Source organism: Corynebacterium marinum DSM 44953 (genome assembly GCF_000835165.1).
Taxonomy (GTDB): Bacteria; Actinomycetota; Actinomycetes; order Mycobacteriales; family Mycobacteriaceae; genus Corynebacterium; species Corynebacterium marinum.
Window position 1 is genome coordinate 248,906 of sequence record NZ_CP007790.1, and the last position, 16,987, is coordinate 265,892.

The 16,987-nt window shown below is 67.5% G+C and carries 16 protein-coding genes and 1 tRNA gene; 11 read left to right on the top strand and 6 right to left on the bottom strand.

Going from position 1 to position 16,987, the window contains the following annotated elements:
- A complete protein-coding gene (locus B840_RS01230) occupies window positions 1–702 on the top strand; it encodes a lysoplasmalogenase family protein (RefSeq protein ID WP_042620615.1) in 702 nt (233 codons plus the stop codon).
- A 39-nt stretch (window positions 703–741) separates the two neighbouring features.
- Here the strand turns inward: B840_RS01230 and B840_RS01235 are convergent, their stop codons facing one another.
- Entirely contained in the window at window positions 742–1,410 is a 669-nt protein-coding gene (locus B840_RS01235; RefSeq protein WP_042620616.1) for a YczE/YyaS/YitT family protein, read from the bottom strand.
- A 1-nt stretch (window position 1,411) separates the two neighbouring features.
- A complete protein-coding gene (locus tag B840_RS01240) occupies window positions 1,412–2,938 on the bottom strand; it encodes an adenylate/guanylate cyclase domain-containing protein (protein WP_042620617.1) in 1,527 nt (508 codons plus the stop codon).
- 71 nt (window positions 2,939–3,009) lie between these two features.
- Here B840_RS01240 and B840_RS01245 point away from each other — a divergent pair, with 71 nt between their 5' ends.
- The 4 genes from B840_RS01245 (at window position 3,010) to B840_RS01260 (ending at window position 7,113) form a co-directional block, all read left to right on the top strand.
- Window positions 3,010–4,221: a DNA polymerase III subunit delta' gene (locus B840_RS01245; RefSeq protein ID WP_042620618.1), complete on the top strand. Its 1,212-nt coding sequence runs from the start codon at window positions 3,010–3,012 to the stop codon at window positions 4,219–4,221.
- A gap of 78 nt (window positions 4,222–4,299) precedes the next feature.
- Window positions 4,300–4,372, top strand: a tRNA-Thr gene (locus tag B840_RS01250).
- An 89-nt stretch (window positions 4,373–4,461) separates the two neighbouring features.
- Window positions 4,462–6,159: a hypothetical protein gene (locus B840_RS01255; RefSeq protein ID WP_052491037.1), complete on the top strand. Its 1,698-nt coding sequence runs from the start codon at window positions 4,462–4,464 to the stop codon at window positions 6,157–6,159.
- 93 nt (window positions 6,160–6,252) lie between these two features.
- Entirely contained in the window at window positions 6,253–7,113 is an 861-nt protein-coding gene (locus B840_RS01260) for a GDSL-type esterase/lipase family protein (RefSeq protein WP_052491038.1), read from the top strand.
- Window positions 7,114–7,136: 23 nt separating this feature from the next.
- Here B840_RS01260 and B840_RS01265 read toward each other — a convergent pair whose 3' ends face one another.
- On the bottom strand, window positions 7,137–8,819 hold the full coding sequence (locus tag B840_RS01265) for an AMP-binding protein (RefSeq protein ID WP_084602698.1): 1,683 nt from the start codon (window positions 8,817–8,819) through the stop codon (window positions 7,137–7,139).
- A 180-nt stretch (window positions 8,820–8,999) separates the two neighbouring features.
- Here B840_RS01265 and B840_RS01270 point away from each other — a divergent pair, with 180 nt between their 5' ends.
- From B840_RS01270 to B840_RS01290, 5 genes are all read left to right on the top strand, one after another.
- On the top strand, window positions 9,000–9,884 hold the full coding sequence (locus tag B840_RS01270) for a GDSL-type esterase/lipase family protein (protein ID WP_042620619.1): 885 nt from the start codon (window positions 9,000–9,002) through the stop codon (window positions 9,882–9,884).
- Window positions 9,885–9,966: 82 nt separating this feature from the next.
- A complete protein-coding gene (locus B840_RS01275; protein WP_042620620.1) occupies window positions 9,967–11,061 on the top strand; it encodes an S-(hydroxymethyl)mycothiol dehydrogenase in 1,095 nt (364 codons plus the stop codon).
- Window positions 11,061–11,690, top strand: coding sequence for an MBL fold metallo-hydrolase (locus tag B840_RS01280; RefSeq protein WP_042620621.1), 630 nt, complete (start codon window positions 11,061–11,063; stop codon window positions 11,688–11,690). Before B840_RS01275 ends, B840_RS01280 begins: the two co-directional genes overlap by 1 nt.
- Window positions 11,691–11,804: 114 nt before the next feature.
- Window positions 11,805–12,743, top strand: a complete 939-nt coding sequence (locus B840_RS01285; protein ID WP_042620622.1) for a GDSL-type esterase/lipase family protein — start codon at window positions 11,805–11,807, stop codon at window positions 12,741–12,743.
- 58 nt (window positions 12,744–12,801) lie between these two features.
- Window positions 12,802–13,740, top strand: a complete 939-nt coding sequence (locus tag B840_RS01290; RefSeq protein ID WP_042620623.1) for an NAD-dependent epimerase/dehydratase family protein — start codon at window positions 12,802–12,804, stop codon at window positions 13,738–13,740.
- A gap of 49 nt (window positions 13,741–13,789) precedes the next feature.
- On the opposite strand, the gene B840_RS01295 is transcribed toward B840_RS01290, so the two are convergent.
- Both B840_RS01295 and B840_RS01300 read right to left on the bottom strand, forming a co-directional pair.
- Window positions 13,790–14,164 carry a DUF2304 domain-containing protein gene (locus B840_RS01295; protein WP_084602700.1) on the bottom strand — a complete coding sequence of 125 codons (375 nt, stop codon included), beginning with the start codon at window positions 14,162–14,164 and terminating at the stop codon, window positions 13,790–13,792.
- Window positions 14,161–14,871, bottom strand: a complete 711-nt coding sequence (locus tag B840_RS01300; RefSeq protein ID WP_042620624.1) for a glycosyltransferase family 2 protein — start codon at window positions 14,869–14,871, stop codon at window positions 14,161–14,163. The genes B840_RS01295 and B840_RS01300 overlap by 4 nt, the downstream gene beginning before the upstream one ends.
- 156 nt (window positions 14,872–15,027) lie before the next feature.
- Here B840_RS01300 and B840_RS01305 point away from each other — a divergent pair, with 156 nt between their 5' ends.
- Window positions 15,028–16,092: a glycosyltransferase family 2 protein gene (locus B840_RS01305; RefSeq protein WP_042620625.1), complete on the top strand. Its 1,065-nt coding sequence runs from the start codon at window positions 15,028–15,030 to the stop codon at window positions 16,090–16,092.
- A gap of 19 nt (window positions 16,093–16,111) precedes the next feature.
- Here the strand turns inward: B840_RS01305 and rfbA are convergent, their stop codons facing one another.
- A complete protein-coding gene (gene rfbA / locus B840_RS01310; protein WP_042620626.1) occupies window positions 16,112–16,978 on the bottom strand; it encodes a glucose-1-phosphate thymidylyltransferase RfbA in 867 nt (288 codons plus the stop codon).
- Window positions 16,979–16,987 lie beyond the last annotated feature (9 nt).

Genomic DNA, 16,987 nt, shown 5'->3' on the forward strand with positions numbered 1-16,987 from the left:
ATGAACCAGATGGTCAACCATACCCGCGACGGGGTCGACGCCCTGGTCGCCTCCGTCACCGTCGCCACGCGGGAGCCCGAGCGCCTCGCCTACCTCGGGGTCGGCGAGCTCATCGCCTGGTCGCAGGTCTTCCGCTGGCGCAAGGTGCGCAACGTGGTCACACCGTTCCTCCACCCCCTGCTCGCCGCCACGATCCTGCGCACCAACCGTGAACCCGTGCTGCTCGCCGGGATGGGCGGCGGGCTCGTGGGGAACCTGGCGAAGCTGAAGCACCCGGACACCACCCCGGTGCTGGGCATGTTCGGCATCGCCGCGAACCACGCCGCCTACTCCGCGGCGCTGGTCACCCACGGCGCCCGCCCCTCGCCGGTGCGGGTGGGCCTGCGGGCCGCGGCCTGGGCCTCGGGAATCGGGCTGGCGGTGTGGAAGAAAAAGCAGCTCATCGCTCCGACGATCGTGGCCGGAGTCTTCGTCTCCGCGACGTCCGCGCTTGCCGACGACCCCGCACTGCAGGACGGCTCCACCCCGGCGAAGGGACTCGGCCACGCCGGTAACCTGCTGTTCCTCTCCGAAGGCATCGCCCTGCTGCGGGAGACGGTGCTCACGGGTGATTCGCTCGGCCACCGGATCCTCGACGCCACAATGACCGTCGCGGGGGTCATCGGCCACATGCTCATGGTGGACGGACTGACACGTCGCTGATCTCGGGCGGCCGAGCGGTTGCGGCGCGGCGTCGAGAAACTAACTGTCGCGGAAGCGCGCCAGCGGCGGACCGAGCAGCGGCTGGAGACGCTTGACGGTGTAGCCGATGAGGAACGCCGCTGCCAGGGTGCCCTCCCGCACCCCCACGAGCTCGCCCAGGAAGGTCACCGCCAGGATTGCCGCGGAGGAGACCAGCAGGACGTCGAAGGCGATCTTCACGTAACCGAAGGCGAAGAGCCGCCGCTGGCCGAGGACCCGGGAGAGTTCGTTGGCGATGGTGAGCACGGCGGCCTCGCCGGCGAGCATGATCGACTGCCCGGCGATCTGGAAGCAGATGCCCACACCGAGCAGCCCGATCCCGGCGAGCACCAGCAGCCACTGCTGCCAGTAGGCGGAGTAGCCGACCCATTCCGTGGCCCACAGCGCGACGTCGTTGAAGACGCCGAAGGCGAGGAGAACCGGGATCTGCAGCAGCTGGATGGCCTGGAAGCGGCCGCGCAGGATGAGGATCTGCAGCAGCACCAGACCCGAGTTGACGATGATCGACGCGGAGCCCAGTGTCAGGGGGCTGATGAGGCTGAGCACATAGGGGAGCGAGGAGATGGTGGTGGTGCCCAGGTCGCTGCGCACCGACAGGGCGATGCCGAAGGCCATGATGACCATGCCGATGAACAGCAGGACGAGCCTGCGGGGTTGAAGAAGCGTCATGTCAGGAACGGTCCGCCATCGTCGCGCGGATCGGTCGGGCCAACTGGGTCATCTCCCGGCGTCCGCGCAGTTCCACCGACTTCATCACGGTCCAGCGGGCCTGTTCTGCCTCGTTGGCGCCGCGCAGCGTGGCCGCGTTGGTGAGCACCCGTCCCGGGGTGTCCTTGGCCAGTTCGGTGAGGCGGGCGGCGGAGTTCACGGCGTCGCCGATGACGGTGTACTCGAAACGGTCCGAGCCGCCGATGTGGCCGGCGACGACGTGGCCCGCGGCGACGCCGATGCCGGCCTGCAGGGTCATCCCCTTGAGCTCCTGGCGCAGTTCGCGGGCGGCGGTGAGGGCGTGCGAGGTGGAGTCGGGCAGTGAGATCGGAGCGCCGAACACCGCGAGCGCGGCGTCGCCCTGGAACTTGTTGATGATGCCCTTGTTGCGGTGCACCACCGTGACCACGTGCTCGAAGAACTTGTTCAGCTCCTCGACGACTTCCTCCGGGGTGTGGTTCACCGCGAAAGCGGTCGAACCGATGACGTCGATGAATAGCACGGCGACTTTGCGGTCCTCACCGCCCAGGGTGGGGCGTTCCTCCAGGGCGCGCTTGGCCACCTCGGTGCCGACATAGCGGCCGAAGATGTCGCGCACCCGCTGGCGTTCCTTCAGCCCGCGCATCATCTCGTTGAAACCTGCCTGCAGGACGCCGATCTCGGAGCCGTCGTAGATGTCGACCTCCGCGTCGGTGTCGCCCCGGCGTACCTTGTTGATGGCCTCCTGCAACTCCAGGATCGGGTCGACGACGCTCATGATGGCGAAGCTCGTGCCCACGAAGCCGGTGACCAGCGCGGCCACGGCCAGGGCGACGACGGCGGGGATGATCTCCGCCGCGTCCTCGGTGAAGAAGTTCTGGCGCTGGCCGAGGATGATCAGCAGGATGCCGATGAGCGGCAGCGCCGTGGTCATCACCCAGGTCATCCGCAGCCGCTGCGTGATCGGGGGTTCGAGGGTGGAGTCCTCGAAACGCCGCGCCAGGGCGGAGGCCGCCACGGGGCGCACGAGGCGTTCGGCCAGCAGGTACGTGATCAGCGTGACGATCATGCCCGCCAGCAGGGTCGCCAGCCCGATGACCAGCGACAGCCGCGTACTCGACCCGGCCGCCACCGCCACCGCGATCGCAATGCCGATCAGCCACACGACGGCGCACACCACCGCCTGGTAGACCGGCAGACGCATCACCAGGTTGCGAACCATGTTCGGGTCGTGTTCTTCGGGGTGGCGTTGCCAGTCCAGCACCGGCCGGAACAGGAACAACGTGGCCACCACCGCGACCAGCACCGCGAACGCCAGGTACGTCAGGCCGATGACCTCGAGGTGGGGGACGTCGGAAGTGAATCCGCGCACCTCCGGCATCGGGATGAGGAAGCGCACGAACAACATGATCGCCAGCGCCCCGATGACGTTGGCCGCGAGCACCACAGCGGCGTAGAGGGGCCACGATGTGCCCCACAGCCACTTCAGTGCGCGCAACAGTCGACTCATGGTTTCTTACTCTAACCGCACGGCCCCTCCCACGTGGGCACCGCTTGACCCCGGGGAATAGGGTGGGTGGGGTGAACACCGTCGCCAGCCGTCTCGCCGACACCCCAGCCGTCCGCGATGTGGTGCTCGCCGCCGCCGCAGCCGCCCGCGCCAAGGTGCGCGGGGAGGTCCCGGAACTGGGCAACGCCATGGCGCATGCCTGGATCATCACCGGGCCCCCCGGCTCCGGCCGCTCCGTCGCGGCGCTGGCACTTGCGGCCGCGCTCCAGTGCACCGACCCTGTCGACATCGGGTGCGGTCGTTGCCCGCACTGCCACGACGTGTTCGCCGACGCCCACACCGACGTCCTCCGCATCATCCCCGCGGAACTGTCCATCGGCATCGACCGCATGCGCGCGGTGCGCACCGAGGCTGCGAAGTTGCCGACCGTCTCCCCGTGGCGCATCGTCATCATCGAGGACGCCGACCGGCTTTCCGACGCCGCCGCCGACGCCATCCTCAAGACCGTCGAGGAGCCCCCGGAGCACACCGTCATCATCATGTGCGCCCCCTCCATCGACCCGGAGGACTTCTCGCCGACACTGCGCTCGCGCTGCCGGCACCTCTACGTCCCGTACCCCTCGGTGGGCCACATCGTCGATCTCCTGGTGGCGGAAACCGGCGCCACGCCCGAGGACGCCCGTCTGGCCGCCGTCGCCTCGGGCCGCCACATCGGCCGCGCCCGCCGCCTGGTCACCGACCCCGACGCGCAGCAGCGCCGCGCCAGCATCCTCAACCTGGCCGAACTGATCTTCCACCACGACGAGGCCTTCAAGGCCTCCACCGCCTTCCTCAAGACCGTGGACAAGCAGGTCAAGTCGTTGAGCGACGAAGAGGACGCCGGGGAGCTGGAGAAGCTCGAACGTTCCCTGGGCAAGGGCGGGCGCGGTAAGGGCACCCAGAAGGCCATGGACGGCTCCTCCGGCATGGTCAAGGACCTGGAGAAGAAGCAGAAGATGCGCCGCAGCCGCCGCAACCGCGACTTCCTCGACCTCGCCCTCGTCGACCTCGCCGGCCTCTACCGCGACGCCCTCCTGCTCTCCGTGGGCGCCGACGTCCAACTGACCCACCCCGACTTCGAGGGCCTGTCCCGTGACCTGGCGGCCAAGGTCAGCGAGCCGGGTCTGGTGGCCTGCCTGGACGCGGTGACAATGGCCCGCGGGCACATCGGCGTCAACGTCACCCCGACCACCGCCATCGACGGGATGATCGGACGTATCCGACTGGCCTGCGGGGTCTCGTGATGCCCCCTGAACTGCGATTTTTCCGCCCGGCGGCCGTGCGCTAGAATGGCCCATCGGTACTGGTTCCCGGTGCCGAACGCCGCCTTAGCTCAGTCGGTAGAGCGTCTCACTCGTAATGAGAAGGTCGCGAGTTCGATTCTCGCAGGCGGCTCAACCAGATACAGCCGGCCCGGAAGGTTCATCCTCCGGGCCGGCTGTCCTGATTCTCCCGGCCTGCGGCGGCGCGTAGACTCTCGCCCCATGTTAAGCCACACGATCACGCGGAGCCGGCCGCGGCAACCTGCCCCCGCGGTCCTGGCCCTCGTCACCGTGCTCGTCGCGGGGCTGGTGCTGCGCGCGTGGGTGGTGTCCCGGGGGTGGTTCTACTGGGACGACCTCATCCTGCTGGCCCAGGCGCGGGAATCAGGCCTGGGGGAACTGCTCCTGCGCCCCCACGACGGCCACCTCATGCCCGGTTCCTGGCTGATGATCTGGCTGTTCGCGGCGGCCGTCGAAGGCCTGAACTGGCCGGCGGCCGTCGCGGCGCTGGTGGTTGGGCAGACCGCCGCTGCCGGAGCGGTGGCCTACGCGGCGTGGCGCATCCGGCCACAGCATGCCTGGTGGGTGACTGCCATTTACCTGCTGATTCCGCTGGCTCTGCCCACGTCCACCTGGCTGGCGGCGGCAGTCAACTCGCTGCCGCTGCACACAGCTGCCGCGGTGTGGCTGGCGCATGGTTGGCTGCATCTGACCCGGGGGCGCACGTCCGACGCCGTGGCCGCGGCAGCCGCGGTGGCGGCGGCGGGACTGTTCAGCGAACGGGTCGTCCTGTTGGCTCCGGCCACACTCCTGCTCCTCCTGGTGTGGGCGCCCGGGGCGCGGCACCGGGTGACGTTGGCCGCCGGACTCCTGGCACCTTCCGTTGCCTGGGCGGGGGTCTACCTGGCGGCGGTGGGGGACCCGCGGCTCCCGGGCGGAGATCCGGGCTCGGCCGGGCAGCTCATTGCCCACGGCTATCTGCAAGCTTTCCTTCCCACTCTGGCCGGCGGCCCCTGGTCCTGGGACAGGTGGCACCCCGGCCCGCCCTTCGCGGCGCCGTCCGTACCGGCCGTGCTCGCGGGGTTGCTGGCCTGCGCCGGGCTGTTGTGGTGGGCTGGGCGGCAGCGCGGCGGGAGGGGGATTCTCGCCGCCGGGATCGTGCTCGCATATCCTCTGCTGCCCTTCCTCGCGTTGGCGGTTGCGCGTTCCGGCGGCGACACCGCCGCGGAGATCACCCAGACCCTGCGGCATTTCGCCGAGGTTTCGGTGCCGCTCGCGCTGACCTGCGGAGTGCTGGCGGGGCGGCCGGTCGGGCGGCCAGGTGGGCTGCCGCGCGGATGGTACCTGGCGTTGCTGGTGGTGCTGACGGTTTCCTCTCTGGTCAGCACGGCCGCGTACGCCCGATCCTGGTCGCAGCAGCCTGCGCGGGAGTATTTCACCACCCTGAGCGCCGGATTGGCGCAGCGGGAACAGCCGATCCTCGACCAAGCGGTTCCGCTTGAGGTGCTGCTGCCGGTGGCGCACCCGTACAACCGGCTGTCCGCGCTGCTCGAGGAACCCCGCATCAGCCAGGTCACGTCAGATCCGGCGCTGGCGGACAGGCACGGGAACCTGGTCCCCGCCGAGCTTTTCCCCCTGCGCGCCACGGGTTCCGAGCCGGGCTGCGCGGAAGGGGAGCTTGCGGTTCCTCTCGACGGTCCGCTGCTGGAGCGCGACTGGGTCCTGAGGCTGAACTACCTGGCGGAAAACCCGGGGGAGGCGTCGGTGTCCCTCGACGGGGAGGCCGTTCGCTTCCCCGTCGAGCAGGGGCTCAACCAGGTGCACGTCTCCCTCCACGGGGGCGGCGACGCACTGCTCGTCACCGCCGACGGGCTCTGCCTCGGCAGGAGTGAGGTGGGGCTGTTGGCGCCCTCGCGTTGAAAGCCGGGCAGGTCAGGCCGGGTTCCCACGGGGGGGGGGATTCGGGTCCTGAATCGATGGAAGGGCCGGTGGCGGACCCGTAAAGTTCACTTCATGCCGACCTCTTCCCTGCGTTCTTCTTCCCGCCTCTGCGTAGCGTTTGTCCTGGCGCTGCTCCTGCTGGTCGGCGTCATCTTCGCGCCGGCCTCCCAGGCGCGGACGCGCAACCTGGTGGTCTTCGGCGATTCCGTCGTCGCTGATCCGCCCGTCGGGGAATATCTGGCACGGAAGGTGGAGCGCGGTTCCTCCAACTCCACTGACGGCCGGTTCTGCCCGACGTCGCAGAGCAACTTCGGCGTCCGCGCCGCCACCAAGCTCGGGTTGCAGGCGGCGGATTACTCCTGTTCGGGCGCCACGGCCACCGGCACGAGATCTTTCTTCGGCGGCGGGCAGACCATCGGGGTCCAGGTCGACCGGGCGCTCGCCGACGGGGCTCTCACCCCGGCCACCGCCCGGGTCGTGGTCTCCAACGGTTTCAACGACACCTACAGCAATGCGGGGCTGCCCGGCGAGGAGGTGCGCGCGCGTTTCGTCGCTTCGATGGCTCCGCAGATCGGGCGTATCAGGGCCGCCGCGCCGAACGCCCGCATCCAGGTCGTCGGTTACGCCACCATCGCTGACGGCGGATATGTCTGCCTGTTCAACGCGGGCGGGGATCTCCGTGACCGGACCTACGCGCCGCAGGTCGGGCAGTGGGAGCAGCTCGCGCAGGACATGCAGCGGGATCTCGCAGCTGCGGCGGGGGTCGAGTTCCTGGATCTCAAGCCCTCCACCGCGGACCGGGGGATGTGCGCGCCGGACCACCTGCGTAACTGGGCGGGCATCGTCGATGTCAACGCCAGCCCGCAGAACCTGCCGTTCCACATGAACGCCCGCGGGCACGAGCACGTGGCGGAGGTCGTCGCCCGGAGCTGATCAGCGGGCCGTCTACGGCGGCCCTACCTGTCGGGCAGGAACCGGGGCATGACCTTGCCGGTGGCGTTGCGGGGGAGTTCGTCGATGAAGTGGACGTCGCGGGGGATGGAGTGTTCGGCGAGCCGCTCGCGGACGTGGTCGCGGACGTCGTCGGCGGTCAGCGCGGCACCGCGGGCGGAATCCTCGCGGACGATCCAGGCGGCGATTCGCCGGAAGGTGACGTCGTCTTCGACTCCGGCGGAGTAGACGTCGGCAACACCGGGCATGGCGTCGAGAATGGCGTCGACGGAGCCGGGGTAGACGTTTTCGCCGCCGACGATGATCATGTCGTCGATACGCCCGAGCACGCGGAGGTGGCCTTCCTCGTCGAGGTAGCCCAGATCACCGATGCGGACGAGTTCCCCGACCTTGTCCACGGGGATGCCGGGGTTGGTGTAGCCGGTGAGCGTGGTGGAGTTGCGCAGGTGGATCTGCCCGACGGTGCCGGTGGGGACTTCCCGCCCGTTGTCGTCGAGGATCTTCAGCTGCGTGCCGATGGCGACCTTGCCGGAGGTCGTGGGATCTGCGGCGAGTTCCTCCGCGGAGGCCACGGAGGCGAGGGTGAGTTCGGTCGATCCGTAGACGTTGCAGAGGATCGGGCCGAAGCGTTCCTGGGTGTGCCGCACGAGGTGCGGGTTCAGCGAATGGCCGGAGGAGACGATGAACTCGAGGTGGGAGGTGTCGTATTTCTCGTTGTCCGGGACCTCGAGGATCTGCTTGAGGAAAACGGGGGAGGTGACCATGGCCTCCAGCTGGTGCTCGTCGATGTCGCGGAGCACCTGCTCCGGGTCGAAGACGCGGTGGGTGACGATGGTGGCGCGCGCCGCCAGCGCGATATTGACGGCGCTCCAGCCCCAGGTGTGGAACAGGGAGGCGTGCAGTTGGACGCGGATGTCCGCGCGCCACGGCACCTTCTTCAGCATTCCCGCGAGGACAAGCGGCAGCCTGGGTTCGGGGCGCATGACGCCCTTGGGGATGCCGGTCGTGCCGGAGGACATGAGGACGATCGGCCCGTGCTTCGGCAGGGCCGGCAGGGACACGTTCTCGGTGACCCAGGGGCGGTCGACGATGTCGCGCAGGGTGATGTGGTCCTCGTGCCCGCGGCTCTGGTGGCCGACGATGACGTGCAGGTCCTGCTTCTCGACGACCGCCGGATCCAGCCGCTCGAGGAACTCGTCGTCGAGGACCAGCACGTTGATGCCGTTCTCCTCGATGCAGCCGGTGAGCTGCTCGAGGGAGGAGCCGACGTTCAGGAGGTAGATGCTGGCGCCGGCGTAACCCTTGGCGGCGAGCGGGTAGATGATGCCGCGGCCGTTGCGGGCGAGGACGCCGAGGCGGATCTCGTCGAGGTCCAGACCGAGGAGGTGGCGGGCCAGGGTGCGGGAGTTCTCGCGGAGCTGGCGGTAGGTGAGCTCGCCGTCGTCGTCGATGAGCGCGAGACGGTGCGGCGTGGCCAGGTTCCCCTGCTCAACCTCCCGCGCCGTGGTGAACCAGTACCGGCCCAGGGCGCCGGCCTGCGCCGGGCCGCCGCGGAGACTGAGGATGCCGGAACGCAGCACCGCCGGGACGAACTCTCCCAGGGCGCGTGCGGTGACGGCGGTGTCGTGGAAGCGGTCGGTGAATGGCACGTGGAAATGCTCCTTCAGGGACGGGGTGTCGATAACCATAGTTTCTTGAGCCTACATATCTCCATATACTGATGATGCCTTAAATATTGCTCCGCGCTAAAGTGTTCTGCGACCCTTCCATACCCTACTGGTGTGGCCGCTGTGACTCGAGTGACAAAATCGCCCGGGTGGCGGACACTGGTGGGCAGCAACCGGCACCCAGGACCGTAAGGACCCCACATGCTCAACGCCCCGTTCGCCCCCCGCCGCCTTCTGGCGGCGCTCGCCTCCCTGCTGATGCTCGTCGGTCTCGTCGTGGCAGCACCTGCCTCGGAGGCTCAGCAACGCAACCTGGTGGTTTTCGGCGACTCGATCATCGCCGACACCCCGACGCCGGAGTACCTGGTTAACCGCCTCGGTGTGGCGAGCTCGACCTCCTCGCTGAGTTCGCTGGGTTCTTCGGGGTCGTCGGAAAGCTCCGGCAGCAGCTTCCAGCAGTGCCCGACCTCGGCCAACAACTACGGCGTCCGCGCGGCGTACAAGCTGGGCATGCCTGCCTGGGACTACTCCTGCGCCGGCACGACGTCCATTTCCCCGGGGCCGCAGTTCTCCACCCAGGTTGACCGTGCGCTGGCCACCGGGGCGCTGACCCCGGCCACCGGGCGTGTCGTGGTCACCACCGGCTTCAACGACACCTACAACAACGACAGCCAGAGCGACCAGCAGATCCGCGCCCGCTTCGTCGACGCCATGCGCCCGCAGATCCAGCGCATCCGCAACGCCGCCCCGAACGCGCGGATCCAGATCGTCGGTTACGCCACGGTCACCGACAACGACCACGCCTGCCTTGTCCACCTCGGGGCGAACATCCACGACCGGACCTACCTGCCCCAGGTCGGCCGCTGGGAGCGTCTCGCACAGGACATGCAGCGTGATCTGGCATACGCCACCGGCACGGAGTTCCTGGACATGAAGCCCTCGACCCGGGACCGCGGCATGTGCGCCGCGGACCACATGCGTAACTGGGCCGGCGTCCTCGATTTCCACGCCGGCCCCGGCAACATGCCGATCCACATGACCCACCGCGGCCACGAGCATGTTGCGAATGCGATCGCCGGATCCTAGCTCTCACCCGGGATCCTCCCACGTCAGGAATAGGTAGGCTCGGATCCACCGAGACAACCACCAACGTGAGGAGACCACTTAAGTGAGTACCACCGTCACCGGCATCATCGCCCGCACCAAGGGTGCCCCGGTCGAACAGACCGAGATCGTCATCCCGGATCCGGGCCCGAACGACGTCGTCGTCAAGGTGCAGTCCACCGGCGTCTGCCACACGGACCTGGCCTACCGCGACGGCGACATCAACGACGAATACCCCTTCCTGCTGGGCCACGAGTCGGCCGGCGTCGTCGAGCAGATCGGCGAAGCCGTCACCCACGTCGAGGTCGGCGACTTCGTCGTCCTCAACTGGCGCGCCGTGTGCGGCGAGTGCCGCGCCTGCAAGAAGGGTGACACGAAGAACTGCTTCAACACCCACAACGCATCGAAGAAGATGACGCTCACCGACGGCACCGAACTCACCGCTGCCCTGGGGATCGGGTCCTTCGCCGAGAAGACCCTCGTCCACGAGGGCCAGTGCACGAAGGTCAACCCGGATGCCGACCCGGCCGCCGTCGGCCTGCTGGGTTGCGGCATCATGGCCGGCCTCGGCGCCGCCGTGAACACCGGCGACATCCAGCTCGGCGAGTCCGTGGCCGTCTTCGGTCTCGGCGGCGTGGGCATGGCTGCCGTGGCCGGCGCCAAGCTGGCCGGGGCGGCGACAATCATCGCCGTCGACCTGGACGAGCGCAAGACCGAGCAGGCCCGGGAGTTCGGCGCGACGCACACCATCGTCTCCAAGGGCATGGACGAGGACGCGGTCATCGAGGCCGTCCGCGAGCTGACGGGTGGCTTCGGCACCGACGTGGCCATCGACGCCGTGGGCATCATGCCCACCTGGCGCCAGGCCTTCTACTCCCGCGACCACGCCGGACGCATGGTCATGGTGGGCGTGCCCAACCTGACCTCGCGCATCGACATCCCCGCCATCGACTTCTACGGGCGCGGCGGCTCCCTGAAGCCGGCCTGGTACGGCGACTGCCTGCCGGAACGCGACTTCCCGGCCTACACCCAGCTCTTCGCCAACGGCCAGTTCCCGTTGGACAAGTTCGTCTCCGAGCGCATCGCCCTGGGTGAGGTCGAAGAGGCCTTCGCCACGATGAAACGCGGCGACGTCCTGCGATCGGTGGTGGTCCTGTAATGAGCGGGCTGCGCATCGACCACGTCGAGACATCGGGGAAGTTCATCCTCGACGGCGGCGAGTGGGACGTGGACAACAACATCTGGATCGTCGGCGACGACTCCGAGGTGTTCATCATCGACGCCGCCCACGACGCCGCACCCATCATCGAGAAGGTGGCCGGACGCAAGGTCAGGGGCATCATCTGCACCCACGCCCACAACGACCACATCACGGTCGCCCCGGAGCTCTCCGAGAAACTCGACGCCCCGATCTACGTCCACCCCGGCGACCAGATGCTGTGGGACGAGACCCACGCCGGCGTGGCGCACGAGAACCTCTCCGACCAGCAGGTCTTCCACATCGCCGGCACGGACATGCGGGTGCTCAACACCCCCGGGCACTCGCCGGGCTCCTGCTGCCTCTACCTGCCCGAACCGGGGGAGCTCTTCTCCGGCGACACCCTCTTCCAGGGTGGTCCGGGGGCGACGGGGCGCAAGTACTCCTCCTTCGACACGATCATCGAGTCGTTGAAGACCTCCGTCCTGGACCTGCCGGCTGAGACGATCGTGCGCACCGGCCACGGCGACCACACCACCGTCGGAGCCGAGGCCCCGCACCTGGAGGAATGGATCCGGCGCGGCCATTAGTATCCCCGGCGACCGGGGGCGGATTCCTGCACCCGGGGAGTCCGCTCGCATTAGAGTGGACGCAAGAATCGTTGCCGAATTCTTCCGGTAAACACCGATCTCCGAGGATGACCCATGTTCCTGAAAACACGCTTCCCCCTGGCCCTGCGCCCGCTGCTGCTCGCCGTGCTGGTGGCGGGGTTCCTCCCGGCCGCAGGCCTCGCCCACGCGGCTCCGGACACGGAGAAAAACCTCGTCATCTTCGGTGACTCGGTCCTGGCTGATCCACCCCTGGGCATCTACCTTGCTAACGAGAACAGCTCCGGGGAGCCTGTGGACCTGTCCGGGTCAGTGGCCTCAGCGAGTTCCCGTGAGGGCATCGGCGTCGGCTCGGTCGGCAGCTCCGCCGGCGACATCGAGGGCATCTGCCCCAGATCTCTCAACAACTACGGGATCCGTGCGGCGGAGACCCTCAACCTGGCCGTGTACGACCACTCCTGCAACGGGGCGACGGTACTCCCCCGGAACTCGGCGCTCTTCCCCAACGACGAGCTTTTCGAGTGGCAGGTTGATAGGGCGTTGGAGGAGGGGGCGCTGGGGCCGCAAACTGCGCGGGTCATCGTCACCCTGGGATTCAACGACACCTACTCCAACGCCACCCGCCCGGAGGATGAGACCAGGGAGCGCTTCCTGGCAGCCGGTACCGAACAGATCCAGCGGGTGCGCGCGGCGGCGCCCCAGGCACGAGTGCAGATCGTGGGGTACACGACCATCGCGGGCGGGGACTTCATCTGCCTGGCGCACCTGCCCGGCAGTAGCGCGACGAAAATCCCCCTCCCGGTCGTAAACTACTGGGAAGGCCAGGCGCAGGAGTGGCAGCGCGACCTGGCAGCTGCCACCGGGGTGGAGTTCCTCGACCTCAAGCCCTCCACCGCCGATACCGGTATCTGCGCCCCGGACAGCCTGCGGATGTGGACCTCACCGGTAGACGCCGGAAGCGGACGCTCGCACCTGCCCTTCCACCTGAACCAGCGGGGCCACGAACACGTGGGGGCTGTGATCGCCGCCAGCTGATCCTCTCCCGCACCCCGATCCCCGGATGATTCACGGAGGCGCTGCTAGAGTTCCGGGCATGCATACTCTCGTCACCGGCGGCGCCGGTTTCATCGGCTCCCACCTGGTTGATCTGCTCATCGGGGAGGGCCACGACGTCGTCGTCGTGGACAACCTCTCCCACGGACGACTGGACAACCTCGCCGGGGCGCAGGCCACCGGCCGCCTCACCTTCGTCGAGGCCGATGTGCTGGACGTGGATTTCGACGCGCTCGTCGAGAAGCACCGCCCCGAGGTGATCTTCCACCTCGCCGCGCAGATCGACGTGCGCGCCTCCGTCGCGGACCCCCTCCACGACGCCGAGACCAACATCCTCGCCACGATCCGCCTGGCGGATGCCGCCCGCAGGCACGGGGTGCGCAAGATCATCCACACCTCCTCCGGTGGCTCGATCTACGGCACGCCCGAGACGTTCCCGGTCTCCGAGGACGTGCCCGTCGACCCGCATTCGCCGTATGCGGCCAGCAAGTACGCCGGCGAGGTGTACCTGAACACCTTCCGCCACCTCTACGGGCTGGACTGCTCGCACATCGCGCCGGCGAACGTGTACGGCCCGCGCCAGGATCCGCACGGCGAGGCCGGTGTGGTGGCCATCTTCGCCCAGCATCTGCTGGCAGGTCAGCCCACGAGGGTCTTCGGCGACGGCTCCAACACCCGCGACTACGTCTTCGTCGGCGATGTGGTGCGTGCCTTCTACCTGGCGTCGGGGGAGAAGGGGTCCGGGATGCGCTTCAACATCGGCACGTCCGTGGAGACCTCCGACCGTCAGCTGCACTCCCTGGTCGCCGCGGCCGCCGGTGCACCGGATTCGCCGGAGCTGGCGCCGGCCCGCCTCGGTGATGTGCCGCGTTCGGCGTTGGCCTTCGGGCGGGCGCGTGAGGTCCTCGGCTGGGAGCCGTTGACCCCCATCGAGGAGGGCGTGGCCCAGACCGTGGAGTACTTCCGCTCCCGGGCTTGATGGGGCGTGCCGGGGTCAAACACCGCGATCGGTGGTGAGAGGGACCGGGCTATCGGGCAGCACGGTCCTCATCGGCCCCCGACACTGCCGGAAGTACCACGGTCTGCAGTGCCACCGCCCGGGCGAGGCGGGCGTAGCGCAGCTCCTGCTCGCGGAAGCGGATCCACGTGGACAACGTGGTGAACAGAAACGCGACCACCACCACATAGAGAAGCAGGTCCGTGCCGCGGTCCACACCGACGAAGTTGGCGAGGACGGTCAGGTCGTCCGGGCGCAGGACGGCCCACACGGCGGCGACGATGAAGAGGACGAAACCGAGTTTCACCCCGGCTTTGGCGCGGGCCTTGCGTCGGCGGGACAGGAAGTACACGACCAGCATGAAGGTGGCCAGCAGCAGCAGGATCTGGAAGAGGATGATGGTCACGGGAGCCTCCTGGCCAGAAGTCCGTCGGCGAGGATGTTCACGCCGTTGATGAGCGACTGGCCCTTGCTCATCGAGTATTCGGTGTAGAGGATGTCGACGGGTTCCTCGGCCACCCGCCATTTCTGCTCGGCGATCATAGAGACCAGCTCCGAAGCATGTGACATACCGTTCATCCGGATGTTCATCTCGTCGGCGACTTTCTTATTGAACACGCGCAGTCCGTTGTGGGCATCGGTGAGACCCAGTTTACGGGTCGTGGGGGAGAGCAGGACTACGGTCTTGAGCACCACTCGTTTGATCCAGGGCACCTGATCGCCCTCGGCGCGCGGGCGGCCGAAGCGGGTGCCCACGATGATGTCCACGGGTTCTTCCCGTAGGCGGGCGATCATCCGCACGACGTCCTTGACCTGGTGCTGGCCGTCGGCGTCGAAGGTGACAAAGTACTGTGCACCGGGCTGGCTGCGGGCGTACTCCACCCCTGTCTGTATGCTGGCGCCCTGCCCCAGGTTAACGGGGTGATTGACCAAGTGAGCGCCGGCTGTGTGGATCTCCTGGGCCGAGTGGTCGGCGGAACCGTCGTTGACGGCGACGATGTTGGGAAAAGTCTCGCGGGCGTGGCTGAGGACCTCCCGGATCACGGTGGCTTCGTTGTAGCAGGGGACGATTAGCCACGTGTCCGAGAAATCAGGGGAAATTGTGACATCCATGATGGGGCTGAGCCTAGTGCAGTCCCGGGGAAAAGGAGTGCAGGCACCCGGGGCGACCCTGGAGCAGGGTGGTCGGGGTGCCGAGTTACCTCGGCCCGGTGTACCGGCGACGGTATGCTACCTGGAGAATATGCCGCATACTTGAAGGGACCGTAGATGTCGGAGAACACCGCAGCTGCCCGGATCGGGGTGGTCATCGTCTCTTACGGCCATGAACGCGATGTCGTGAGACTTGTTGATTCCTTCGCGGATCAGTTGCGCGAGGGCGACCGTGTGGTGGTCGTGGACAACAAGAGGCCGTGGGTGCTCGAGGGGGTTGCCGGGGAGGCTCTCCGCGAACACGGAGTGATTATCGTCGAGCACGACAACGGTGGTTTCGCCGCCGGCTGCAATATCGGTGCGGAAGCGGTCGTCGACGACGTCGATCTGCTCTTCTTCCTCAACCCTGACACCCTGGTGGAAGATCCGAAGTTGCTGGACACGCTGCGCTCGGGCGTCGACACAGATTACGCCGCATGGATGCCGTACCTGCTGTTGCCGGACGGCACCATCAACTCTGCCGGCAACGCCTTGCACATCTCTGCGTTGTCCTGGGTGGAGGGGCTCGGGGAGCTGCCGCAGCTGTCGGAGGGGTGGTCGGACATCTCCGTCGCCTCCGGCGCGTGCCTGGTGGTCCGCACTGAATGGTGGCGCAGGCTTGGAGGCATGGAAGAGACCTACTTCATGTACCACGAGGACACGGACTTCAGCGCCCGGCTCCTGCTGGCCGGTGCCCGGGTCGGGTTGTGCCACGGGACGTCGGTCACCCACGATTACGACTACGCCAAGGGCGACTACAAGTGGATCTACATCGAACGCAACCGCCATGTCCTGATCCTCAGCGTGTGGCCGACGTCGGTCATCGCAGTATTGGCACCCCAGATCCTCGCGGTGAACCTGGCGCTGTGGCTGATCGCCGCGAAGGAGGGGAGGCTGCGGTTGAAACTGAAGTCGCTGGGGCTTCTGTTGCGGGGTCTGCCGGAAACTTTCCGGCTCCGGAAGAAGGTACAGCCCGTGCGCAAGGTGTCGGGCGCTGAGTATCTCGCGCATATGGAGCACCGGATCGACAACCCGAACCTGGGTGCGATGTCCGAATCCCGTGCGGTCGCCGCTGTCTACCGCGCTTATTACGGGTTGAGCATGCTTCTGCTGGGCGTCTTCGCTTCCCGACGCCCCCGCTGAACGTGCGGGGGAGTGCGCATTAGGCCTCGCGCACGGCGTTGCGCAGGTAGCGTCCATACCCGGACTTCAGCAGGGCGCCGGCGAGCTTCTCCAGCTGCCCGGCGGTAATGAAGCCTGAGCGGTACGCGGCGACCTCGGGGCTGCCGATGATGTTGCCGGTGCGCTTCTGAATGACCTCGACGTAGGCCGACGCCTCGCTCATCGAGTCGATGGTTCCCGTGTCCAGCCACACATCGCCCCGGTCCAGGCGCTTGACTTTGAGTTCCCCCAGTTCCAGGTATGCCTCGTTGACACTGGTGATCTCCAGCTCGCCGCGCGCGGAAGGCGTGATCGACTTCGCGATGTCGACGACCCGGTTGTCGTAGAAGTACAGCCCGACCACGGCGTAATGTGATTTCGGGCGGGCGGGTTTCTCCTCGATGGATACAGCAGTGTCGTTCTCGTCGAACTCCACGACGCCGTAACGCTCCGGATCTGAGACCTCGTAGGCGAAGACGGTGCCACCCTGCGGATCGAGGCAGCCCCGGAGAGAGGAGGAGAACTGGTGGCCGTCGAAGATGTTGTCGCCGAGGACCAGCGCGACGGAATCATCGCCGATGAAGTCCTCGCCGATGAGGAATGCCTGGGCTAGACCGTCGGGGGAGGGCTGAACGGCGTAACTGAGCCGGATTCCCCAGTCGGAGCCGTCCCCGAGCAGACGGCGGAAAGCATCGGAGTCCTCCGGCGTGGTGATGATCATGATCTCGCGGATGCCGGCCTGGATGAGCGTGGTCAGCGGATAGTAAATCATCGGCTTGTCGTAGATGGGCATCAACTGCTTCGAGATACCCCGGGTGATCGGGTAGAGCCGGGTGCCGGAACCTCCGGCTAGGATAATGCCCTTCATGACGGGGAA